Genomic DNA, 22,113 nt, shown 5'->3' with positions numbered 1-22,113 from the left:
AAACGGAACGAAAAACCCGCGTCTGTACGACCTAGGTCTTACGACTTTCTCCCGCTGGTCAGCGTGAGAAAATGGTCATGGTCTAGAACAATCCTATCTGCTCACCCGCAGGACGCCTGAAGAGGTCGCTTCTAAGGGGGGCTGCCTGATGAAGGTTCAGGCCCAGTTGCCTCGCGCGCTTTGCGAAGCGCTGGCGGACAAGATCTGCGTAGGGGCCCGTTCCCGTCATCCGGCGCCCGAACTGGGCGTCGTAACTTTTGCCGCCCCGCAGATCGCGCATGCGATTCATCACATGACTGGCCCGGTCTGGAAAATGCCGCTGCAACCAGTCCTGGAATAGCTCATCCAGTTCCAGTGGCAGGCGAAGCATGATCCAGTTTGCCTGTTCCGCACCTGCCTCTGCTGCGGCCCCCAGAATGCTCTCGATTTCATGATCGTTGATGAACGGGATGACCGGCCCCAGGATGATGCCGGTCGGAACGCCGGCGGCCGCCAACTCACGAATGATTTTCAGGCGTGTGGCCGGTGCTGCGGTACGCGGCTCCATCTGCCGTTTCAGGGTGTTATCCAGTGTGGTCAGGCTGACCCGGACTGAGCAGAGGCCCTGGCAGGCTAATTCTGACAACAGGTCCAGATCACGCAGGATCAACGCGCCTTTAGTGATAATGGAAACCGGGTGGCGGTACTCGGCCAGTACCTTGAGTATGTTACGAGTAATTTCCCGGTGCTTCTCGACTGGCTGATAGGCGTCAGTATTTACGCCAAGAGCGATGGGCGACACCCGATAACCGGGTTTATCGAGCTCCCTCCGAAGCTGTTCCTCAGCATTGGGCTTGGCGATTAACCGCGTTTCGAAGTCCAGCCCCGGCGACATGTCCCAGTACGCATGGGTAGGCCGGGCAAAGCAGTATATGCACGCATGCTCGCAGCCCCGGTACGGGTTTATGGACTGGTCGAACGGCACATCCGGCGACTGGTTGCGGCTGATGATCGTACGCACCCGCTCATCCACCACTTCGGTTGCCAGGGAATCCGGGCAGGCATCGTCAGCGGGGTCCCGATACCAGCCGTCGTCGTATTGGCGGTCGGTAACAATGGGCTGGAAACGATTCTGTGGATTGAGCGGCGTCGCGCGAGTCTTCATTGGGAAACTCTCGATACTGTTTAAATATACAGTACTATCGATAGCTCGCGATTTCCAGTTTTCACGCTCGGAGAGTGGAAGACCTCAGACGTCATCCATCATGCCAATCTGTCGTGCCAGCCTCATGGCTTCGTTCTCCTCCATGGCGCGTAGGGATTCGGCGAGTTCCTTCGCTTCTGGAATCTCGGCTTTGCCGGCCAGGCTGTCATACAGGTCGATCAGCTGGTCGTGGAAGCTAAACACCTCTCTGACAATACTGTCGAAGTCGAGATTGGCGTAATGATCATCACAGGTGCGGTGGGTTCTGATGGCTTTGTGTTCGTCGTTCAGGTAATCGTAGAGTCTTGTTTTCAGAGCCCGAGAATCCGCCTGTTTCTCGAACTCCGCTGTGATGCGTTCCAGTTCGGCTTCATGATCCGCGAGGTAAGTCAGTAGCGCCCGGGCTCGTTCCTCCTTGTTCTTTGTTGAGCACTCCGACAAACATCGGGACAGGTGGGCGTGGAGCTCGCGAGCCCACTCAATCAAGTCTTCAAAACTTTTTATGTCCATTTGCCAGGCTCCTTATCCACATGGGTCATCGGAGAACGGATGTGAAGCATCACTACGAGAAGTCTAGCCGACATTGGTAAACTTGCCCGGTGACCCCCACAGTCTGATGAGATACTCTCTGGACGGTATACCATCTGTGTACTCGCGAAATGGAAACGCCAATGGCAGAGCAACCCCCGCTGGGAATCATTGAAGGCTTCTATGGACCGTTGTGGAGCTGGGAAGAGCGTCGGCAGCTGGTTGCGGCTCTGGCTCCCCACGGTTACCGGAACTACTGGTATGCACCCAAGGCGGATGCCTTTCTCAGGCGCCGTTGGAGCGAGCCGCATCCGCAAGCGGAAGCCAATGAGCTGGCCGACTTCGCCCGGTTTTGTTGCAGTCACGGAGTTCGGTTCGGAATTGGCCTGAGCCCGTTCGAGGTGTTCAATAATTTCGATAGCTCGGCGAAAACCGCGCTGACGCAAAAGTTGGCAGCGTTTGATCAACTGGGCATCACCGATCTGGCAATCCTGTTTGACGACATGAAAAGCGATACGCCGGAACTGGCGGCTCGACAGGCGGACATCATTCATTGGGTAGCAGAACACAGTTCAGCGGACCAACTCACGGTCTGCCCCAGCTACTACTCCGACGATCCGGTTCTGGACCGGGTGTTTGGTCTGCGCCCAAAGCATTACCTGGAAGGTCTGGGCAAGGCATTGGACCCGTCCGTACAGGTGTTCTGGACCGGCGAGGAGGTATGTTCACGGGAAATATCGCCGGGCCACCTCCAGTGTGTTTCGGAGGTCCTGGGGCGCAAGCCGGTATTGTGGGACAACTATCCTGTGAACGACGGTGATCGCATGTCTCGCCATCTTCACCTGCGGGCATTTACCGGCAGGCCAGCGGCCAACGGCCCGTACCTGTCGGGCCACGCCATTAATCCCGCGTTACAGCCAACGCTCTCTGCGATTCCGGCCATCACCCTGGCCGGCAGTTACGAGCAGGGGCCCAGCTATCAGTACGGCAAGGCATTCCAGCGGGCCGCCGAGGAAGTGTTGGGTAAAGAATTGGCGCAACAGGTGCAGGCAGATTTACTGTTGTTGCAGGATGCCGGCTTGCACAGGATCAGTACCGAGCGCCATCAGCTGTTGACGGAGTGTTATCGCCGCTTTGATCACCCTGCCGCCAGGGAAATCCTGAATTGGTTGGCTGGCAGCTATCAGGTCACTGATGAAATGGTACAGACCCAATAGCCAATGGCCTATTTGAGATAGTACTCCACGGTGGTCACCACCCGTACGGTTTTGGTCGGCTGCTGGCCCTCACTGACTCCCGGTGCCTGGTCGCGGGCGAGAATCTGGAACACGCCCTGATTGGCACGGCGAAGGTTCCCCAGTTCGGTCTTTGCATCCCTGGCAAACTGTGCGGCGGCCTCGCGGGCGGCCGCGGTGGCCTCTGCAATCATCTCTGGCTTGATGTCGTTGAGCCGGTTGAACAGGTAGGTCGGCCCTCCCGGGCCATAATCGGAGGACAGAATCACGCCGGAATCCACCAGTTCACTGACGGACTGCGCAGCCTGGCGAATGCGATCGATATCGTCGCTGCGTACCATCAGGGTCTGGTTAATGATGAACTTCTGGCCGTTGCTTTCCTGGTAGGGGTTGGCGCGGGTGTCCGTGACGTCCAGACGTTGCAGTTCCACCATTTCGGTGTCGATTGCCTGCAGTTTGAGAAACGCCATGATGGCTTCGCGGCTGCTGTGTGCCTTCTCACGAGCTTCGTCCAGGCTGTTGCCGGTGGCGACGAAACGCAGGGGCCACAGTGCAAGGTCCGCCTGTACCTCCCGCTCCGCAACGCCCTTGACGGTGACGAACCGGTCTCCGGTGCGCAGCCCGGTCAGGCCATCGGCGATGAGCGATGCGGAAACAATGGCGGCAATCGCCAGGATCAGGGCAGACAGAATTTTCATCACGGCGTCCTTGTGTGTGGATCTGGCGGATACCATCGCCGCTAATACCGGGGGCGTCAAGCGCCCCCGGGGAAGGTTTGCTATGAGGAGGCTGTTGCCACCTCGGCCTTGCCGGTCTTGATCATGGCATAGCCAAACCCGATCACCAGTGAGCCGATGGCTATGGCGGCCACATAGGGCAGTACCGCGCTCACTGCATTGGGAATGGCGAGCACGAACAGGCCGCCATGAGGTGCCATGAGTTTGACGGTGAACAGCATGGACAGGGCGCCGGTGATGGCGCCCCCTACCATGCACACCGGGATAACCCGCAGTGGGTCCTTGGCCATGAAGGGGATCGCGCCTTCCGAAATAAAGCACAGTCCCAGCACAAAGGAGGCCCGCCCGGCCTGCCGTTCCGCTTCGGCAAACTTGGTATGGGCGATAAAACTCGCCACACCCATGCCGATGGCAGGCACCATGCCAGAAGCCATGATCGCTGCCATGGGGGCTGAGCCACCACTGCCTTCCGATAGCAAACCGACACCGAAGGTATAGGCGGCTTTGTTCACCGGCCCGCCCAGATCAAAGCACATCATGGCCCCGAGAATGCCCCCCAGCAAGATGGCATTGGTGGTGCCCATGCTTTCCAGGAAGTTGGTCAGCCCATCCATCAGGGTGGCGGCGGGTTCGCCGATCACGTAGATCATAGCCAGGCCTGTGACCAGGCTGGCCAGCAGCGGAATGATCAGAATGGGTTTGAGGGATTCGACACTCTCTGGCATTGGCAGTTTCTGGCTGATGAAGCGCGCCACATAACCGGCCAGGAAGCCGGCGATGATGCCACCAAGAAAGCCGGCACCGAGGGTGCTGGCCAGATAGCCACCGATCATGCCCGGCGCCAGGCCAGGCCGGTCGGCAATGGACCAGGCGATATAGCCGGCCAACAGAGGAATCATCAACTGGAAGGCAGTGCCGCCGCCGATCTGCATCAACGCGGCTGCCAGGGTGCCTTCCTCTTCAAACGCGTCAATGCCGAACACGAATGACAGGGCGATCAGCAAGCCGCCGGCCACCACCATGGGCAGCATGAAGGATACGCCCGTCAGCAAATGCTTGTAGGGGCCGCGTTTCTCGCCACCACCTCCTGAGGTCGCTTTTTTCTGGCCTTCCTCAACGGAGGCATTGGTCATGGCGTCATCAATGGTGGGCCCCGGTTTTTTCAGGGCGCTGCCGGTGGATGTGCGCCAAAGCCGCTTGCCGGCAAAACGGCTGGGATCGACCTCGATATCACAGGCCAGGATAACCACATCCGCCGCCTCGATTTCCTCGGCGGTCAGCGGGTCCTGTGCGCCCACGGAGCCCTGGGTTTCGACTCGGATCTGATGGCCAGCAGCCGTCGCGGCTGCGGTCAGGGCTTCTGCCGCCATGAAAGTGTGGGCAACGCCGGTGGGGCAGGCGGTGACGGCGACGATGCGTTTGCCTGCGTTACCTGAGGTGGCATGCTCTGGCTCTGAAACCTCTGTTGGTTGATAGGGCTCGGCCTGCTTTTCGGCCTGGTCCAGAATCGTACCGGGATCGGGTAGGGCGGCTGTTACGGGTACCTGATAGAGACGCTTGCCGGCGTAGGCGTTCAGGTCCGTTGGTGTTCCTGTTGCGGCAACGACCAGGTCCGCCGAGGCGATGACATCCTCGGGCAGGGACGACAGTGGTTGTTGCGGGCTGCGAATGTCTGTTCTGGATTCCCAGCCTTTTTGCTGCGCGGCCCGTTCCAGGGCCCGGGCCGCCAGGAAGCTGGTGGCCACGCCCTGAGGGCAGGCGGTTACAATGATCAGTTTCATGATGGCATCTCCCCATTGTTGTTGTGCCCGGGCCAGGGGGTGAAGGAGGTGTAGAGAGTGACGCGGGTTTGCTGAATCAGTTGGGTGAAGTCGTCGGCCATTGGATCGCCAACGCCAATGTGGCGAACGCATTCGGCCGACAGCGCGGTGGCGGTCGACAGCACCTGTTCAGGGTGGTGACGTTCGAGTAGGCCGTGAATCATTCCCGCCACCAAAGTGTCGCCGGCGCAGACGGTGCTTGTGGCGGTCACGGGCGGTGGCGACGCTTGCCAGTTGCCCTTCGGTGACAGCCAGAGCACGCCTTTCTCGCCCATGGAAATCACCACATTGGCGATGCCGGTGGCCTGAAGTGAGCGACCTGCCTCGGCGATGGCGTCGAGGCTCTCCAGAGGGTGCCCGGCCCACTCAGCCAACTCGTCCGTATTGGGCTTGATGCCGTCCGGCAGCGCTTTGACCCCAGCTATGAGGCCTGCGCCGCTGGTATCCAGCCACACGGGGATGTCTGCTTCGCGAGCCAGGGTGACCAGTTCCGCCAGCGCCTCGGGCGGAAAGCCGCCGGGAAGACTGCCGGCAATGGCAACGGCATCGAACCTGTTTTTCAGGTTTCCCAGACGTGCCTTCAATCGGCCCAGGGCATCAGCGGGTACATCGAATCCGGGCCCGTTCAGGTCTGTCACACGGCCATCACCCTCGGCAATTTTCACGTTGATGCGATTCTGCCCGGGGATGCGGACAAAGTGGTCTGCCAGGATGTCAGACGAAAACAGGCGATCGAAGGGCGCGGCGTTGATTTCTCCCAGCAACCCGGACACGGTCACGGTATGGCCGAGGCGTGACAGCACACGGCCCAGGTTAATGCCTTTGCCGGCAGCTTCCAGGCGTGTGGACCGAGAGCGGTTCACGTTACCCAGTCGGATTGAGTCGGTCTCGGCATTAAGGTCCAACGCCGGGTTCAGGGTGATGGTGAGTACGCGGGCCATTACAGTGTCTCCAGGGCGTCGCGCACTTCGGCTGCGGTGGCTTTGCCCAGCGCCAGTTTCGCCTGTTCACGGGCGTGTTCCCGGCTCAGCCCGCGGATACAGGCTTTGACCAGTGGCACTCGCCGGCTGGTCACCGACAGCTCGTCCACATCCAGGCCCAACAATACCGGAATAGCCTGGGGGTCGGAGGCGAGCTCGCCACAGATACCTACCCAGCGTTGGTGAGCATGGGCGGCTTCGACGGTCATGCGGATCAGTTGCAGCACCGAGGGGTGCAACCCGTCGGACTCGGCCGAAAGCTGGCCGTGGCCACGGTCGATGGCCAGGGTGTACTGGGTGAGGTCATTGGTGCCCACTGAGAAGAAATCCACTTCCGGTGCCAGGGTGTGGGCCAACAGGGCGCAGGAGGGCACTTCAATCATCACGCCCACCTGCAGGCCATGGCAGGGAATCTCGGCGCGGACCCGTTCGACGATGGCCTTCGCCGCGCGAAATTCTTCCAGGTCCTTGACCATGGGAAACATGATTCGCAGTGGGCGGTTGTCGGACGCCGTCAGCAGCGCTCGCAGCTGGGTTTCGAGGATCTCCGGTCGCGTCAGCGACAAGCGAATACCGCGCAGCCCAAGGAATGGGTTGTCCTCATGGGGAAGGGGCCAGTAATCCAGTGGCTTGTCGCCACCCACATCAAGGGTGCGTGCGACCAGTGGCAGGCCGTTGAGGGCGTCGAAGGCATCGCGATATTCTCTTACCTGGGTGTCCAGGTCAGGTGCTTCCGGGTGTTCCATGAAAATGAACTCGGTACGCAGCAGGCCAATGCCATCGGCGCCCCGGTCGACGGCATCCGGGGTGTGGGCGGTGTTGCCAAGGTTGGCGCATACGTCGATGGTGTGGCCATCGGTGGTGGTGGCTGGCTCGTTCCGGCACTCGTGGGCGTCCGCCTGCAGGCGGGTGAGTTGGTCCAGGCGACGGTCAATGCGGTCGCGGCGTTCGGCGCCGGGGTTGGGCACCAGGCAGCCGCGTTCGCCGTCGACCACCAGGTCCGTTCCGTCGCTGATGGTCAGAATACGGTCACCAGCCCCGACCACGGCTGGGAGCCCCAGCGCCCGAGCCAGGATGGCGCTGTGGGATGTGGCGCCACCACGTGCCGTGATCAGGCCTCGAACGCGTTGGGTGTCCAGCCTTGCCACATCAGAAGGGCCCAGGTCGTCCGCTACCAGTACATAGGGTTCGTCCGGCGGTGTCGGCATGGCCACTCCACAGAGGTTGGCCAGCACGCGCCGGCCAACATCCCGCAAATCTGCCGCCCGTTCGGCCAGAAGCCGGTCCGCCAGTGCTTCCTGGGCCCGCGCGGCGGTATCAATGGCGTGCCACCAGCCGGCTTCGGCGGACGCACCTTCGTTGATGGCTTCCAGGGCGGCCTGGTAGAGATCGTCATCCTGGAGCATCTCCACATGTACCGACAGAATTGGTGCCGCCTCTCCGCCTTCGGCCTGGCGAATCAGCGTACGCAGTTGTCCGTCGGCCTCGTCGATGGCCTGGCCCAGTCGGCTGGTCTGTTCAGCGGCATCGCTGGCGATGGCGGGGTAGTCCAATGTTGGCTGGCGCATGACGAAGGCGGGTGCCAGAGCCAGGCCCGGTGAGGCGGCGACCGCTTTCAGGGGTTCGTCATCGGTCAGAGGTTCGGGTTCCGGCTCGGCAGGCGCCGGCTGGCTCTGTTGTTGTCGAAGCGGGGAGACGGTTTCTCCGAGCCCGTCATTGATGGCCTGGCAAACGGCTGCTACCGCCTGTTCCGCATCGTCGCCGGTAGCGGAGATGATCAGGGTTTGCCCCCTGCGGGCACCGAGGCCGATGATCCGGGTGAGACTGGTCGCCGATACCGAATTGCCATCGCCGTCTTCCAGGCGGATGCGAATGTCAGCGTTGTGCTGGCGAGCCTCCTGTACCAGTTGTTTGGCCGGCCGGGCGTGAAGGCCATGGGTATTCAGCAGGCGCACTCGGTCGCTGACCGCATTGGCCTGCTCGCCGGAAAGCCGGGAAAGTACAGCATCCACGGACTGGCCTTCCAGAGGGATGTTCTGTGCCAGGAAATTATCGATACGCTCCAGCAGTTCGCGGCAGTCGTCGCCAGGGCCCGCCAGGCAGAAAACCCCGGCGAGGTCGTCGCTGGGTTCTTTGGGTGTTGCCAGTGCCAGCGCAGGTCGGATACTGCCAACGCTGTGGTGCACCAGCCAAAATCCCTGGCCCAGCCCGACGGGTGGCTGGCTGACAATTTCCTTCATAAAGCTGGCGTCGACACAACTCAGCCCCTGCAGCCGGGCAGCAGCGCTGACGGCCAGTTCGCTGGTGGCCTGAGTGTTGACGCCCAGGCACAGGGTCTGCGCGTCGCATTTTGGCACCACCGGCTCCTTCGACAGTAGAGTCACCAGCGCCTCGGTGTCGTCGGCTTCGGCCAGTTTCCGCGACAGGCCGGGTTTGTCCAGTACGCGGGTCAGGTGGCGCAGGATATCCAGATGCTCATCCGACTGGGCCGCGATGGCGACCAGCACATACACCGTGGCGTTGTCATGCCAGGTAACGCCGCCAGGAAACTGCAACACGCGGATGCCTGTGCTGGTAACCGCGTTGCGGCTTTCCGGTGTGCCGTGGGGGATGGCAATGCCGTTGCCAAGGACGGTGGAGGACTGTTGCTCCCTGGCCAGCATGCCCGCGTGGTAGTCGGGAGTGGTCCGGCCTGCATCCTGCAGTTCCTGGCTGGCCTGGTTCAGGGCATCCTGCCAGTCGGTTGCAGTGCAGCCCAGGCGGATATCATTGGCTGTTAGCGTCAGCATGTGGGGGGGCTCGCCTTGTTGTTGTGAATACCAGTAAAATCTGGGTTGCTGAATCGTGTCAGCAAACATAGAATGAATCATGAAACAGATATGATCAGAAATCAAGCAATCTGTGCCCAGGAGGAATCGGCCCCATGACCCTTGCAGAACTTGCCCTCCTGGCGGGGGTGTCCCGCACCACCGCCAGCTACGTGATCAATGGCCAGGGGCCAGCCCGCCGGATCAAGCCGGCGACTATCGAAAAGGTGATGGCGGTTGCACGGGACAACCACTTCCAGATCGACCCGCAAGCCGCGTCGCTGCGTGGCGGGGCCAGCCGTACCCTGGGGTTTATCCTGCCGGACCTGGAGAACGCCAGTTACGCCCGCCTGGCAAAGTTGCTGGAGCAGGGTGCCCGTGCCAGAGGCTATCAATTGCTGATTGCCGGCTCCGGGGATGACCCGGATACCGAGCTCGAGCTGGCCCGTTCTCTCAAGGCAAGGCGATGCGATGCCCTGATCGTCGCCAGCGCTCTGGCCCCGGACGATACTTTCTACGAGCAGTTGCAGCAGGAAGACCTGCCGGTGATCGCGGTGGACCGATCGCAATCACCGGGTGTGATCAGTTGCGTGGTCAGCGACAATCGCAAGGGCGCAGCCACACTGGCCCGTTCAGTGCTGGAACCGGGCACCGGGTCGGTGGTCTGGCTTGATGCGGTGCCGGCGCTGGCGATGACACGGGAGCGCCGCGAGGGCTTTGAGGAGGTGGCTCGGAGTCGTAGTGGGCAGTGGGCGGTCTACAGCGGTGAACGCTATGACCGAGCCTCCGGCGCCCGACTGATGCAGCAGGTGCTGGCGGATCAGGGGCTTCCGGATGCGTTGATTACTGCCTCTTACACCCTCTTGCAAGGGGTGCTAGACGTGCTGCTGGAGCAGCCGGGAGGCTTGCCGCAATCGCTCAGGATGGCTACCTTCGGAGATGATCGGCTGCTGGATTTTCTGCCGGTCAAAGTCCACTCGTTACCCCAAAAACACGAAGCCATTGCGGAGGCAACGCTGGATCGGGCTCTGGCTGCCATCGCAGGTCAAGGCGAGCCGGAAACCGTTATTATAAACCGCTCGCTGAAGCGGCGACGCTGAGGCAATGGCCGGGAGGTTTCCATGGCACAGGTTGAACTGAATGGCAAAACCGTGGAATGCGTTCGCGGCGACATCACCCGCCAGGATGATCTGGAAGCGGTCGTTAACGCCGCCAATGCCCAGTTGATGTCCGGGGGCGGTGTTGCCGGTGCGCTCCATGCGGCCGCAGGGCCAGGGCTGGCTGAGGAGTGCCGGCCCATGGCACCGATCCGTCCGGGTGAGGCGGTTCTTTCAGGGGGGCATAACCTGCCAAACCAATACGTCGTCCACTGCCTGGGCCCTGTCTACGGGGTGGATGAACCCTCTGATCACTGGCTGGCGGAATGCTATCGCAATGCCCTCGAGTTAGCAGACAGTAAAGCCATTGAATCCATTGCGTTTCCCGCCATTTCGGCAGGAGCTTTCGGTTACCCCGTGGAAGGGGCAGCGGAGGTTGCCATGGCCACGGTCAGACAGGTATTGCCGCGCCTGGGACGTGTAAGGTACGTGCGCTTCGTACTTTTCAGTGAAGCGGACGAGGCAGTCTTTTCCCGTGCCTTGGAGTCGGCCTTCGCGAAGGCCGATGGGGCTTAGTCCTTAGTCACAGGTTGTTTCGGGCACCTTCCGGAATGCGTCCATCATTGCTTCGTGCCCCCGTGCTTCGTCTCGGTACTCCGGGGGCAGGGGCAGCAGGAAATAGAGATAGTCGCCCTTGTTCCGGTTAGCGGTGACCGGAAGTTCGTCACTGTCGAACTGCTCTTCCTTAAAAACCGGGCTTATGACTGCTACGGACAACTCGGGGTTCCGCTGCAAAAGGGCCTCTACCGTGCCCAGGCGTTCCTCGCTGTGGAAGGTGCCTGTCAGGTGGATGACCTGGTGCCCGGGGTGGCGTTTCCGTGCGGCCAGAATCCGGCTTGCCATGGTGTTGTCCCGCAATAACTGGGCGTGATAGGTGTTCTGCAGCCGCTCATTGTCTGCGGCACCATGCCGGCCGCCCATGGTGCCAAAAAATTTTTCCCGGTAGGCCGCGCTGCCTGCGAAGGGCGCGTCCGGGATGTAGCGCTTCTGAGCCGCGTTCAGGTCCGCCAGGTAGTCGGGGCCTTCGCGCCCCACGCAACGAACAATATCATCCGGCGCGTTTGCAGCGATGACCGGCAGGCCCTGGCGCCGGGCAAATTCCATCAGGGGGCGATAGGCGTATTGGTAGTTTGGCCAGGCATCGGCATCTTTGACCAGTTCCATTTCACCGATATCGTCGTTCAGGTAACGGTCAAGAACCGCTTGCTGGTCCACCTCAAACTGTTCCATGGATAACACCTGATCGGGGCGATGCTGGTACAGATGAGCCTGCAGGCGGGATTGGAGCAGGTGAGCGCCCTGGTGGCCGTGATATTCGCCAATCATGACCACATCCTGTTCTGCAAGCCGCCCGGCCAATTGCGGTACTGAGACCACCGTGCCAGATACGGCCTCCACCACGGGGGCATGATAGTGGGTTTGTGGTGACGCCGGTTCCGGTGTTGGTGCCAGCAGGGAGCATCCCGTCATCAGCGGGATGACAGCAAGTGACAATGTGATCGACGCATGGGACATGAAAAGCCGGCCAGCCTTGCAGCCGCTCAGGGCCGCGTTGGAGAACTTGATGGACATCTATACGATGCTGCGGATTGCATGGCCAGTCAATTGTTCATGAACGAGCGTGCTATACGGCAACGCTCCGGTTTTATTCCATACGTTCTGCGCTATGCTACCGACATTCCCCATCTGGCCAGAAGGAAGATCATGATTCCCTTTCGTTTTGTTGACCGCGTGAAGTTCATCGTTGAGCGCCAACTCGTAAAAGGTGCGGGCTTTCAGTTGTTGGTGGTGGGTGTCTTTATAGGCATTATTTCGCTTGTCGGCGGCTTGCTGGTGATCCCCCTCGGAACGCCGTTTGAAGATGTCGGCGACGCCATCTGGTGGGCCTTTTTGCGGCTGACGGACCCAGGCTATCTGGGGGACGATGTGGGTAACTGGCAGCGTTTTGTGTCAACCATTCTCACCGTCAGTGGTTATGTGGTTTTTATGGGCACGCTGGTGGCGATCCTGACGCGCTGGTTGATCGCCAAAATGACCGACCTGGAGCGTGGATTGACCCCGGTTACCCTGAGAAATCACATCGTAGTTCTGGGTTGGACCAGTCAGACCTTGCCGCTACTGGGCGAGTTGCTGGGGTCTTCAGGTCGCATGCGCCGTTTCCTGGAGAAACACGAAACCAACCGCCTGCGTCTTGTGGTGCTTTCGGAGAACGCCTCGGCAGCCCAGGTGCATGAGTTACGCGACGAGCCTGGCATCGGTCGCAAGTCTCGTCAGATCATCCTGCGTGCAGGCGCTGCCATCCAGCCGGATGCTCTGCAGAGGGTTGCCTGCCTGGATGCGGCGGCAGTGATTGTACCCAGTGCCTCGCATCAGGCGGGCAGCCTGGTGACGTCGGACGTGGAGACAGTGAAGGCGCTGCTGTCCATTGCCGCCCAGGCTCGGCATCTGGGGGCATCGCTGCCCTTTGTGATTGCCGAAATACAGGATGTACGCAAGCTGCCGGTGATTGAGCGCGCCTATCCCGGGGAGGTGGAAGTCGTCGCCGGTGATGCCACCATAAGCCGGCTGATGGTGCAGAACATCCTTCACCCGGGATTGTCGGAAATTTACAATGAACTGCTGACCGCCGGTGAGGGCTGCGAAATCTACATCCGGGGTGGCGATGCCCTGGCGGGGCTGTCCCTCGGCGAATTGGCTTCCCAACGGTCCCAGGCGATTGTGCTGGGTATTCTGAAGCGGTCGGGCAAGGTTTGGGCGGTAAGGATGCCGGCATCGTCAGACACGGTGATTGAGGCTGGGGACCGGGTAGTCATGATGGCGAGGGATTACACCGAAACCGAGTCGGATCCGAAGGCGCCGCCGCTGCCAGTCATCAATCGAGGTGAACCCACAAGCCGGACTGCCTCGCTTTCAGGCGGGGTTCACAGGGTTCTCGTGTTGGGGTGGAACCGCCGGCTGCCAAGCCTGATTGATGAGTTTTCCAGCTACCGCCAACGGCGGTTTGAGGTCGACATCGTCTCGGTGGTGCCTGCCAAGGAGCGAGAACAGGAAATCGACCGTTACCTCGGGGGGCAGCGGGAGGTGACCTGCCGCCACATCGAGGCGGACTACATGGTGGAAGGCGAGTTGAGGCGCGTTGGGCCACTTAATTATGACTCCATCATGCTGCTGAGCAGCGATCGCCTGGCTTCCGGTGAAGAAGCCGACGCCCGCGCCATGGTGGGGTACCTGCAACTGGAAGACCTGTTGAGTGAAGGCGATAAACGCCCGCAACTGATCATGGAACTGAGCGACCCGGACAACCGCAACCTGTTGATGGGCCATCAAAGTGAAATGCTGATCAGCCCGATGATCATCAGTCACGTGCTCGCCCAGGTTGCCCTGAGGCGGGAGCTGAGGGTGGTGCTGGATGAGCTGTTTACGGTGGGCGGTGCCGAGGTGCAGTTCCGGGATCCGCAGGACTATCCGTTGCCTGCCAGTGCGGATTTTCAGGTACTGGAGAAAACGGTCGCAGCGGAGGGCGAAGTGGCACTGGGCGTCTGGCGCGCACAGCCCGATGCGCTGGGGCGGCATCTGGCGCTGAGCCCTCCCCGGGACGAGTATCTGGACCTGAATCACGCCGATCGCCTTGTCGTCCTTTGCAGCGCGTGAACGGAGTATTTGCCATTCATTTGAAAAATGCCGAATATAGATAATATAAATTTCAATTATAAAATCAAAGCCACTAAAGTAATCGTCAATGTCAGCGGTCTGGTTGTTTTTTGAACGGACGCTGGCTCGCCGAAGTCGCTTTTATGCTTCATAAAAGAGCACCTCAAACCTTAGAAGACAGGACTGAGACCATGCCATACGCAAAAGACGTTGACGCCATCGCTTCCCTGCTGAAGCAAAACCCGACCTGGAACGCCATCAAGCCCGAGCACGCGGCTCGCATGCGTGCCCAGAACAAATTCAAGACCGGTCTGGACATCGCCAAGTACACCGCGAAAATCATGCGCGAAGATATGGCGAACTACGACAAGGACACGGCTCAGTACACCCAGTCTCTGGGTTGCTGGCATGGCTTCATCGGCCAGCAGAAGCTGCTGTCGATCAAGAAGCACTTCGGTACCACCAAGCGTCGTTACCTGTACCTGTCTGGCTGGATGGTTGCCGCCCTGCGCTCCGAGTTTGGCCCTCTGCCTGACCAGTCCATGCACGAGAAGACCGCTGTATCTGGTCTGATCGAAGAACTGTACACCTTCCTGCGTCAGGCGGATGCCTGGGAACTGAACCACCTGTTCCGCGCCCTGGAAGAAGCTCAGAACGCTGGCGACAACGCCAAGGCTGACGAGCTGATCAAGCAGATCGACAACCACGAAACTCACGTCGTGCCCATCATTGCCGACATTGACGCTGGTTTCGGTAACGCCGAAGCAACGTACCTGCTGGCCAAGCAGATGATCGAAGCAGGCGCTTGCTGTATCCAGATCGAGAACCAGGTATCCGACGAGAAGCAGTGTGGCCACCAGGACGGCAAAGTGACCGTTCCTCACGCCGACTTCCTGTCCAAGATCAACGCCGTTCGTCTGGCCTTCCTTGAGCTGGGTGTGGACGACGGTGTCATCGTTGCCCGTACTGACTCCCTGGGCGCTGGCCTGACCCAGAAGATCGCCGTAACGGAAGAGCCGGGCGACCTGGGCGACCAGTACAACAGCTTCATCGACGGTGAAGTGATCGAGAAGGCTGAAGACATCAACAACGGCGACGTTGTGATCAAGCAGAAAGGTCAGCTGGTTCGTCCCAAGCGTCTGGCGTCTGGCCTGTTCCAGTTCAAGCCTGGCACTGGCGAAGACCGGGTGGTTCTGGACTGTATCACCAGCCTGCAGAACGGTGCCGACCTGCTGTGGATCGAAACCGAGAAGCCCCACGTTGGCCAGATCGCGGCCATGGTTAACCGCATCAAGGAAGTGGTTCCCGATGCCAAGCTGGTTTACAACAACAGCCCGTCCTTCAACTGGACCCTGAACTTCCGTCAGCAGGTATTCGACGCATGGAAGGAAGAAGGTAAAGACGTGTCTGCTTACGAGCGCGCCGACCTGATGAATGCCAAGTACGATGAAACCGACCTTGGCAAGCTGGCCGACGAGTGGACCGCCAACTTCCAGCGTGACGGGTCACGTGAAGCCGGTATCTTCCACCACCTGATCACTCTGCCGACTTACCACACCGCTGCTCTGTCGACTGACAACCTGGCGAAAGGCTACTTCGGTGACGAAGGCATGCTGGCCTACGTTGCAGGCGTTCAGCGCAAGGAAATCCGTCAGGGTATTGCCACTGTGAAGCACCAGGACATGGCCGGTTCCAACATCGGCGATGACCACAAGGAGTTCTTCGCAGGTGATGCGGCTCTGAAGGCCGGTGGTAAAGACAACACCATGAACCAGTTCTAAACAACGGTTCGGTTGTTACTGAAGCGGGCTGAGAGGCTCGTTTCAGACCACGAAACCCTGCCTTGCGCAGGGTTTTGTTTTTTTACAGTAACGTTTTCCTCTAGGCTTCTGAAATTAAAACATAAACTGCCTGTTTTATTTTTTCCCCCACCGACTCTGTTTCATTACTGGAACAGTTTATCTCGATCAGTCGTGTTGAGTGTTTGTTCCTTATCGCATTAAAAATATTAAAAACAGTAAGTTGAGATTGTCTTTCGGATACTGGCACGGGAATCGCTGTGTTCGTCTGGCGGGGCCGAACCTTGGCTTACCGAAGGCTAGCGGTTTGGGTCAGCCCCCTCTGAAAGCCAATAATCGAAAAGGAATTGACATCATGGATACCAAAAAAAGTTTGCTGGCAGCTGCCATCGCAATGAGTCTGGGTGTTTCCGGTTTCGCATACGCGGATTTGGGAGGAGACGGAGATCCGAATACCAATGCGGACGATACCTCCACGGCTAACAATGACCATTCCGGCAATACCGACTCCGGTAACGACAACTCCACCAATACCGACAATACGAACAATTCGGACAACTCGGACAACAGCACCGATGTGGCCGATTCGTTCAAAATTGCCGATAGTGGAAATGACAGTTCGGACAACTCGGACAACTCAGATAATTCCGATAATTCTGACAACAGCACCGATGTCGCTGATTCGTTCAAAATTGCCGATAGTGGTAATGACAATTCCGACAATTCGGATAATTCCGACAATTCCGACAATTCAGACAACAGCACTGACGTTGCCGATTCGTTCAAGATTGCCGACAGCGGAAACGATATGTCGGACAACTCGGACAATTCCGACAACTCCGATAATTCGGACAACTCTGATAACTCGGATAATAGCACCAGTGTGAGCGATTCCTTCAAAATCGCTGACAGTGGCAATGATATGTCCGACAACTCCGATAACTCCGACAACTCCGACAACTCCGATAACTCCGATAACTCCGACAATTCGGACAATTCGGATAACTCGGATAACTCGGATAACTCCACCAACATTGCGGACAGTGGAAACACCACCGTGTCTGACAGTGGCAATAACAGTTCCGATAACTCTGTGGCCCTGGATCTGGACGTGTTCCTCAACAACGCAGATCTGGACGGTACCGTATCGAATACCGCAACCACATACGGTGATTCCAATGGCAGAGCCTCACACACCGAGGTTCACAACAGCAACGAAATCTCTGGTGGTTCAGCGAACTACACCGGTGTCGGAGCATTTGCCCAGAACGCAGGTAATGGCAGCGTTACACAGGCCAATGTCAGTGTAATGTCCAACCTGTCCACCGGCGGCGGTGGCGGTACCCAGTGAGGAATTCAGGCCGCATCTGTCGGTAGTCGATGCGGCTTGGTTATTCCGGGAGAAATGCCATGGGTCAAGTCATCAAATGGAAACTGAGGGCTGTCTTGCTGGCATTATTGATCGGCGCAACGGGATTTGTATCGGCTGAGGAGTGGATGGATGCCACACCATTGTCGGCGGATCAGCTGGCGGATTCGAGTGGTCGCCAGGGAATCCCGATGCAGTGGCAGATTAACGATAACCAGCAAAATGCGAATGTGTCCGATAACCTGCTGTCGGGTAATGTTGTAACAGGTGATAACAGTATTTCCGACAATGCGTTCGGCAACATGAGCGGGGTTGCCACGGTGATCCAGAATACCGGTAACCAGGTGGTCATTCAGGACAGTACCCAGATCAACATACTGATAAATCACTGACGGAGGTGGGCCATGGCCAGAAAGGTTCTTGTTGCGATCTGCACGAGTGCCGGGCTGCTATGGTCCACTGCCTTCGCCGGCTCGGTCATGGTGCCGGGTATTGGTGGTGATGTACGGGTAGATATAAACAGTTATGAGAACAGGCGCTTCGATAGTGTCATTCGCCAGCAATACGATTTCAGTTGCGGCTCCGCAGCTGTTGCGTCGTTATTGGCGTTTCATTACGAAGATCAGGTAACAGAGCACGATGTATTCGTTGAAATGCTCGCGTTGGCAGATGAGCAAAAAGTACGTAAGCATGGGTTCTCCATGCTTGATATGAAGCACTATCTTGAGGCTCGAGGATACCGGGCCGATGGGTTTCGCATGGCGTTGAGCGGTCTCAGGGAGAAGGTGCGCTTGCCGATGATTGTGCTGCTGAACATCGAAGGCTTCCGGCATTTCGTCCTGATCAAAGGTATCAGCGAGGACGAGGTCCTGGTGGGGGACCCAGCGCGGGGGCTGAAGGTATACTCCTACGCACAGTTCAGCGATTACTGGAATGGCACCGCCTTTATTATCCGTAGCCATCTTGAGCAAGGTCGAGACACTTTTCTTGGCGAGGGACATTGGCCTCAGGTGGCCAGGGCGCCAGTACAAAAAGGCCTGGACGATCCTTCACTCGGGCACATACTGCCTTACTGGCCCTCTACAAGGGAATGGTGATGATCATGATAGTTCGAATGCCAGCTATCGCACTATTGGCTCTTTCATTTGCAGCCATATCGCCGTCTGTCCAGGCAGAACTCACGCTTGGTGTTGAGCCACTGAGTGATCCGGAGCTGGCTGATTACCGGGGAGGCTTCCTTATGGATAGCCTGGAGATCAGTATCGGTCTCGAGCAGATCGTTGGTATTAACGGTGACACCCTCGTGATCAACCGTTTGACCATCCCCAATCTCAACCAGACGGTAAACAACCGTCAGGTTGATCATCAACTGGAAACAGTTCTCGAGGTGATCAGTGCGGACCGGAGTGGCAGCGCACGGGTATTCAGCAATATGGGCGGCCCCAATGGATGGATGACGGTGGTTCAGAACAATCTTGATAGCACCGTCATACAGAATATGCACCAACTGAACATTGAACTGAACAATTTGGGTGTCGGTAATCAGTTCCCGGCAAGGTTCAATGATCAGTTGGTACAGTTGCTGGGTCGTTGATGGCTCTTCGAGTCCTGTCTATAGGCTGATTGGGAGCCTCAGAGTAATTTCGCTGTTGGGTGCATTTTCCGTAACTCCTACGCTCACTGTCAGGCTCAGGCTTGTGGACCGAGTCAGCCGTTGGGACAAGCCGAACGATAACGATCCGATCTGAATTCGGTCAAAGTTGGCGGCGAACAGATCGTTATTCCTCTCGAACGTTGTTTTCCGGATGATCGAGTGGTCATAGCTTAGACTAAAGGAAGTCCGGTCATTAAAGGCGAACCCCATCCCGAAGCCGAAGCGCACTATGTCGCCCGGGTCGACCGTGCCGCCATTTTCGAAGCCTTGCTCCTCTTTAAGTGTCCAGACATAACTCAGGTTTCCGAATAGCACGGCTGGGTCAGTCGGATAAATGAATGAAAAGCCTGGTTCGAATGCCCAGAAACCAGAACCGGTAGGTCGATTTTCAAGTTCTATACCAATTGGGTTGCCCTGATTGTCTCGAATAATCCTTTGGTCGACGTCGTAAGGACCTTCTCCAGTTGGTGCTTTCACCCGCATTGCGCCAATAACATAGGGCCAGCCACCCAGGCCATCCGTCAACTGGTAGCGAGCGGAGAGTTCAACATCACCGAGGCCCTCGCCAGACGACTCGCGAAGCGTATCCACCGGTGTGCCCTGGAAAACCTCGCGCTCCCGCAGGTCTTCATTGATGCTGAGATAGGGTACACGGATCGCTGCCTCAAGCTTGCTGGTAAAGCCGTACTTCAGTGACATCGCGCCGACGAAAATATCACGTTGAATTTCCGAAATGTTGATCAGCCCGATGAGCAGGGCCGGTATCACGGTGTAACCTTCCACAGCGACGGCCGTTGAGTTGCTAAGGGCATGAGAAAAAGACGGTTCAATGGTAAACCGTCCCGGTCGGGTCACAATGCCACGATCTGCGGTAATGGAGGCAATATCGGTTGCAGGGTCGTGCTCGTGCTCAGACGATGTTACCGATGTGCTGCCATCCGTTGATGCTGTGTCCCTATCCGATGGTGCAGCCGCTGCAATTAGTGGCGTCGCTGCGAATACCACAGGGACCAGCCAGGGCAATTTTGTAGTCATTGGACATCTCCTTGCGTCCCCTTCGACGGCGAAGGGGATGGTCTGTGTATAACATGATGTTTGTCCATCAACCGGTAAAACGAAACTCTTGAGATGTTAAGCAGTCGCGCAGCGGCGGAAATGTTGTTTTGAGCCAGCGCCAGGCTTACCGCAATTGCCCGCCGATCTGCCTGAGAGCGGAAGCTGTCCAGAGATAGTTTCTCGCTCTGGCCATTATGGTCGGCAGATGACTGACCAAAGCCCATATCGCCTGGTTCAATGAACGCGGCTTGCCCGAGTAGCAGAGCCTGACGCAGCCGGTTCTGAAGCTCCCGAAGGTTACCGGGCCAGGGGTGCTCTGCAAGGCAGATGGTGGTTATTTCAGCAAGCCGTTTTGGCTCCAGAGAAGACGGAGCTGCGGCCAGTATGCGATTTGCCAACTCAGGAATGTCTTCCTTGCGTGCCCTTAGAGGAGGCAGAAGAACATTTAAACTGCCGAGTCGGTAAAAAACATCACTGCGAAAATGCCCCTGGGCGACTAGTTGATCAAGTGGGGTTGTGCTGGTCGCGATGACCCGGACATCCACTTTTATCGGATGGCAACCCCCAATACGTTCGATCTGGCCTTCCTGAAGGAAACGCAAAATGGCCGATTGTTGTTCCAGTTTTAGTTCATCAATGCCGACAAGTAACAGAGTGCCACCGTCGGCGGTTTCAATTCTGCCCTTGCGAGAACTCATGGCGTGAGTGAACGCGCCCTTCTCATGTCCGAACAGTTCATTCTGAGTCAGTGAAATGGGCAAAGCGGCACAGTTGACAACAACTAAGGGTTTGAGTCTGCGGGGGGAGTGGTTGTGAATGAACGATGCGGCCGCTTCTTTTCCGGTGCCATTTTCACCGTAGATCAGTACGGGTTCCTCCGTGTGCGCGAACCTGCCAAGTAGCTCCCTCGTCTGCGTGATCGCAGGAGATTTACCCTCCAGGGCAAACTCGTGGTAGCTCACAGGCTTGTCGTGGAAAGCCCGAGACTGGAGCTCCGACATGCCCCATAGGTGGCCAAGTGCTGCATGGAGCCGTTCAGGCTGAAGCGGTAATGTGTGGTAATCCCCACAATGGTGGTTGATAAGTCTGCAAACCTCGGGATTATAAACCTGGCCAGGCTCAAGAATGGCTACCCAGTGTTCGATCTGCAATGCTTCCAGCCAGTTGTTTACACTCCCAAATTGATCGTTGGGAACGTCGCTGAGATCGAGCACGCCAACCCGAGCACTGACGCCGGAAAGGTTGCCGTGGTGCAGTTGGGACGAGACGGTGATAGGAATCAACTGCCATTCTGGCAGTTGATTATTGCGTGCTTCTGAACCGGTGTGTTCCGCCGACAACCAAACGAGCGATCGTTTTTCCTTCATGGCGAATCTCCATATGAGCTCGTTTTAGGAAAACGGACTGCGATACGTTTAGTAAATGTTGATAACGCCGGGACGGCTTGCTCCAGCCACTACCCTGTGATCGTTAATGGCTTCGTACAACAGGGGAAACCTCTCGGAACACGTATTCAGATTGCATGCCAGTTTTGAGACTTGTGGTGGTTTCAGAAGGTTAGGATGCCGAAGCTATGCCTGAGATTGATCTCTGTAAAATTTGCCGACACAATTTAGCGTTCGCTCAGCTTTTTGCGGGTTTCGAGGCGACCTTCCCGACGGATTTCGGCGTTGTTGAAGCGGCGTTTCTCGTCGTTGGTTTCCGGTTCTACCGCAGGCACGTCCACGGGCTTGTCGTTCTCATCCAGCGCCACGAAGGTGAAAAATGCGGAAAGGATGTGTCGGGACTCTCCGGTGTAGCTGTTTTCCGCTTCCACCCGAGCGCCGATTTCCATGGATGACCCCCAACTGCGGTTCAGGGCAAGACTGAACAACAGCGTATCGTTGCCCTTGGCGGGCGCGCGGAAGTGAATCGAATCCACCGCTGCCGTGACGCAGACATAGCCGGAGTGCCGTTCGGCCACCACCAGGGCCAGACGGTCGCACTTGGCCATGATCATGCCCCCGAACACCGTCTGGTGTGCGTTCATGTCATTGGGAAAAACCTTGTAGACATGTTTGTCGATGGCAGAGGCCGAGACCGGCCTGGCGGGTCTGGATGGCATAGCGTGTGCTCCCGGTGGTGGACGTATCGCTAC

At 58.1% G+C, this 22,113-nt stretch carries 19 protein-coding genes; 9 read left to right on the top strand and 10 right to left on the bottom strand.

Features of this window, described 5'->3' with window-relative positions; all coding sequences use genetic code 11:
- Nucleotides 1-82: 82 nt before the first annotated feature.
- Both AC13D2_RS07455 and AC13D2_RS07450 read right to left on the bottom strand, forming a co-directional pair.
- A complete protein-coding gene (locus AC13D2_RS07455) occupies nt 83-1,144 on the bottom strand; it encodes a PA0069 family radical SAM protein (RefSeq protein WP_482938400.1) in 1,062 nt (353 codons plus the stop codon).
- A gap of 84 nt (nt 1,145-1,228) precedes the next feature.
- Nucleotides 1,229-1,693, bottom strand: a complete 465-nt coding sequence (locus tag AC13D2_RS07450) for an ATPase (protein ID WP_286811478.1) — start codon at nt 1,691-1,693, stop codon at nt 1,229-1,231.
- A 161-nt stretch (nt 1,694-1,854) separates the two neighbouring features.
- On the opposite strand from AC13D2_RS07450, the gene AC13D2_RS07445 reads away from it, so the two are divergent.
- Nucleotides 1,855-2,928, top strand: coding sequence for a beta-N-acetylglucosaminidase domain-containing protein (locus AC13D2_RS07445; protein ID WP_292048784.1), 1,074 nt, complete (start codon nt 1,855-1,857; stop codon nt 2,926-2,928).
- Nucleotides 2,929-2,936: 8 nt separating this feature from the next.
- Here AC13D2_RS07445 and AC13D2_RS07440 read toward each other — a convergent pair whose 3' ends face one another.
- The 4 genes from AC13D2_RS07440 to ptsP all read right to left on the bottom strand — a co-directional run bounded on the left by AC13D2_RS07440 (nt 2,937) and on the right by ptsP (nt 9,272).
- Nucleotides 2,937-3,644, bottom strand: coding sequence for an SIMPL domain-containing protein (locus tag AC13D2_RS07440; protein WP_300498303.1), 708 nt, complete (start codon nt 3,642-3,644; stop codon nt 2,937-2,939).
- 80 nt (nt 3,645-3,724) lie between these two features.
- Nucleotides 3,725-5,464 carry a PTS fructose-like transporter subunit IIB gene (locus tag AC13D2_RS07435; protein ID WP_292048782.1) on the bottom strand — a complete coding sequence of 580 codons (1,740 nt, stop codon included), beginning with the start codon at nt 5,462-5,464 and terminating at the stop codon, nt 3,725-3,727.
- Nucleotides 5,461-6,444 carry a 1-phosphofructokinase gene (gene pfkB / locus AC13D2_RS07430; protein ID WP_292048781.1) on the bottom strand — a complete coding sequence of 328 codons (984 nt, stop codon included), beginning with the start codon at nt 6,442-6,444 and terminating at the stop codon, nt 5,461-5,463. The genes AC13D2_RS07435 and pfkB overlap by 4 nt, the downstream gene beginning before the upstream one ends.
- Complete coding sequence (gene ptsP / locus AC13D2_RS07425) at nt 6,444-9,272, bottom strand: phosphoenolpyruvate--protein phosphotransferase (RefSeq protein ID WP_482938399.1); 2,829 nt, start codon at nt 9,270-9,272, stop codon at nt 6,444-6,446. The genes pfkB and ptsP overlap by 1 nt, the downstream gene beginning before the upstream one ends.
- Nucleotides 9,273-9,406: 134 nt before the next feature.
- Between ptsP and cra the strand changes: the two genes are divergently transcribed.
- Both cra and AC13D2_RS07415 read left to right on the top strand, forming a co-directional pair.
- Nucleotides 9,407-10,390 (top strand): catabolite repressor/activator, encoded by a 984-nt coding sequence (cra, locus tag AC13D2_RS07420; RefSeq protein ID WP_292048779.1) that lies wholly within the window; start codon nt 9,407-9,409, stop codon nt 10,388-10,390.
- Nucleotides 10,391-10,411: 21 nt separating this feature from the next.
- The gene (locus tag AC13D2_RS07415) at nt 10,412-10,963 is read left to right on the top strand and encodes a macro domain-containing protein (protein ID WP_292048778.1); all 552 of its coding nucleotides are present in this window, start codon (nt 10,412-10,414) and stop codon (nt 10,961-10,963) included.
- 3 nt (nt 10,964-10,966) lie between these two features.
- Here the strand turns inward: AC13D2_RS07415 and AC13D2_RS07410 are convergent, their stop codons facing one another.
- Entirely contained in the window at nt 10,967-12,019 is a 1,053-nt protein-coding gene (locus AC13D2_RS07410; RefSeq protein ID WP_292048777.1) for a ChaN family lipoprotein, read from the bottom strand.
- Nucleotides 12,020-12,151: 132 nt separating this feature from the next.
- On the opposite strand from AC13D2_RS07410, the gene AC13D2_RS07405 reads away from it, so the two are divergent.
- The 6 genes from AC13D2_RS07405 (at nt 12,152) to AC13D2_RS07380 (ending at nt 18,860) form a co-directional block, all read left to right on the top strand.
- Nucleotides 12,152-14,098, top strand: coding sequence for a CASTOR/POLLUX-related putative ion channel (locus AC13D2_RS07405; RefSeq protein ID WP_292048798.1), 1,947 nt, complete (start codon nt 12,152-12,154; stop codon nt 14,096-14,098).
- Nucleotides 14,099-14,289: 191 nt separating this feature from the next.
- Nucleotides 14,290-15,879 (top strand): isocitrate lyase, encoded by a 1,590-nt coding sequence (locus AC13D2_RS07400; protein WP_292048776.1) that lies wholly within the window; start codon nt 14,290-14,292, stop codon nt 15,877-15,879.
- 373 nt (nt 15,880-16,252) lie between these two features.
- On the top strand, nt 16,253-17,248 hold the full coding sequence (locus tag AC13D2_RS07395) for a hypothetical protein (protein ID WP_292048775.1): 996 nt from the start codon (nt 16,253-16,255) through the stop codon (nt 17,246-17,248).
- Between the two features lie 59 nt (nt 17,249-17,307).
- A complete protein-coding gene (locus AC13D2_RS07390; RefSeq protein WP_292048774.1) occupies nt 17,308-17,658 on the top strand; it encodes a hypothetical protein in 351 nt (116 codons plus the stop codon).
- Between the two features lie 12 nt (nt 17,659-17,670).
- Nucleotides 17,671-18,363, top strand: a complete 693-nt coding sequence (locus AC13D2_RS07385; RefSeq protein ID WP_292048773.1) for a C39 family peptidase — start codon at nt 17,671-17,673, stop codon at nt 18,361-18,363.
- Nucleotides 18,363-18,860 (top strand): hypothetical protein, encoded by a 498-nt coding sequence (locus tag AC13D2_RS07380; RefSeq protein WP_300498308.1) that lies wholly within the window; start codon nt 18,363-18,365, stop codon nt 18,858-18,860. Before AC13D2_RS07385 ends, AC13D2_RS07380 begins: the two co-directional genes overlap by 1 nt.
- 18 nt (nt 18,861-18,878) lie before the next feature.
- On the opposite strand, the gene AC13D2_RS07375 is transcribed toward AC13D2_RS07380, so the two are convergent.
- From AC13D2_RS07375 to AC13D2_RS07365, 3 genes are all read right to left on the bottom strand, one after another.
- The gene (locus AC13D2_RS07375; RefSeq protein ID WP_292048771.1) at nt 18,879-19,955 is read right to left on the bottom strand and encodes a transporter; all 1,077 of its coding nucleotides are present in this window, start codon (nt 19,953-19,955) and stop codon (nt 18,879-18,881) included.
- The gene (locus AC13D2_RS07370) at nt 19,952-21,343 is read right to left on the bottom strand and encodes a sigma-54 dependent transcriptional regulator (RefSeq protein WP_292048770.1); all 1,392 of its coding nucleotides are present in this window, start codon (nt 21,341-21,343) and stop codon (nt 19,952-19,954) included. Before AC13D2_RS07370 ends, AC13D2_RS07375 begins: the two co-directional genes overlap by 4 nt.
- 245 nt (nt 21,344-21,588) lie before the next feature.
- Entirely contained in the window at nt 21,589-22,080 is a 492-nt protein-coding gene (locus AC13D2_RS07365) for an acyl-CoA thioesterase (protein ID WP_292048769.1), read from the bottom strand.
- Nucleotides 22,081-22,113 lie beyond the last annotated feature (33 nt).

It is taken from the genome of Marinobacter sp. B-12, assembly GCF_056857915.1.
Note: the sequence above shows the minus strand (reverse complement) of the source record. Positions and strands in the feature narration are given on the sequence as shown.

Excerpts from the sequence above, each read along its gene's own strand:
- AC13D2_RS07455 (WP_482938400.1), bottom strand. The coding sequence starts at position 1,144 with ATGAAGACTCGCGCGACGCCGCTCAATCCACAGAATCGTTTCCAGCCC.
- AC13D2_RS07450 (WP_286811478.1), bottom strand. The coding sequence starts at position 1,693 with ATGGACATAAAAAGTTTTGAAGACTTGATTGAGTGGGCTCGCGAGCTC.
- AC13D2_RS07445 (WP_292048784.1), top strand. The coding sequence starts at position 1,855 with ATGGCAGAGCAACCCCCGCTGGGAATCATTGAAGGCTTCTATGGACCG.
- AC13D2_RS07440 (WP_300498303.1), bottom strand. The coding sequence starts at position 3,644 with ATGAAAATTCTGTCTGCCCTGATCCTGGCGATTGCCGCCATTGTTTCC.
- AC13D2_RS07435 (WP_292048782.1), bottom strand. The coding sequence starts at position 5,464 with ATGAAACTGATCATTGTAACCGCCTGCCCTCAGGGCGTGGCCACCAGC.
- pfkB (WP_292048781.1), bottom strand. The coding sequence starts at position 6,444 with ATGGCCCGCGTACTCACCATCACCCTGAACCCGGCGTTGGACCTTAAT.
- ptsP (WP_482938399.1), bottom strand. The coding sequence starts at position 9,272 with ATGCTGACGCTAACAGCCAATGATATCCGCCTGGGCTGCACTGCAACC.
- cra (WP_292048779.1), top strand. The coding sequence starts at position 9,407 with ATGACCCTTGCAGAACTTGCCCTCCTGGCGGGGGTGTCCCGCACCACC.
- AC13D2_RS07415 (WP_292048778.1), top strand. The coding sequence starts at position 10,412 with ATGGCACAGGTTGAACTGAATGGCAAAACCGTGGAATGCGTTCGCGGC.
- AC13D2_RS07410 (WP_292048777.1), bottom strand. The coding sequence starts at position 12,019 with ATGTCCATCAAGTTCTCCAACGCGGCCCTGAGCGGCTGCAAGGCTGGC.
- AC13D2_RS07405 (WP_292048798.1), top strand. The coding sequence starts at position 12,152 with ATGATTCCCTTTCGTTTTGTTGACCGCGTGAAGTTCATCGTTGAGCGC.
- AC13D2_RS07400 (WP_292048776.1), top strand. The coding sequence starts at position 14,290 with ATGCCATACGCAAAAGACGTTGACGCCATCGCTTCCCTGCTGAAGCAA.
- AC13D2_RS07395 (WP_292048775.1), top strand. The coding sequence starts at position 16,253 with ATGGATACCAAAAAAAGTTTGCTGGCAGCTGCCATCGCAATGAGTCTG.
- AC13D2_RS07390 (WP_292048774.1), top strand. The coding sequence starts at position 17,308 with ATGGGTCAAGTCATCAAATGGAAACTGAGGGCTGTCTTGCTGGCATTA.
- AC13D2_RS07385 (WP_292048773.1), top strand. The coding sequence starts at position 17,671 with ATGGCCAGAAAGGTTCTTGTTGCGATCTGCACGAGTGCCGGGCTGCTA.
- AC13D2_RS07380 (WP_300498308.1), top strand. The coding sequence starts at position 18,363 with ATGATCATGATAGTTCGAATGCCAGCTATCGCACTATTGGCTCTTTCA.
- AC13D2_RS07375 (WP_292048771.1), bottom strand. The coding sequence starts at position 19,955 with ATGACTACAAAATTGCCCTGGCTGGTCCCTGTGGTATTCGCAGCGACG.
- AC13D2_RS07370 (WP_292048770.1), bottom strand. The coding sequence starts at position 21,343 with ATGAAGGAAAAACGATCGCTCGTTTGGTTGTCGGCGGAACACACCGGT.
- AC13D2_RS07365 (WP_292048769.1), bottom strand. The coding sequence starts at position 22,080 with ATGCCATCCAGACCCGCCAGGCCGGTCTCGGCCTCTGCCATCGACAAA.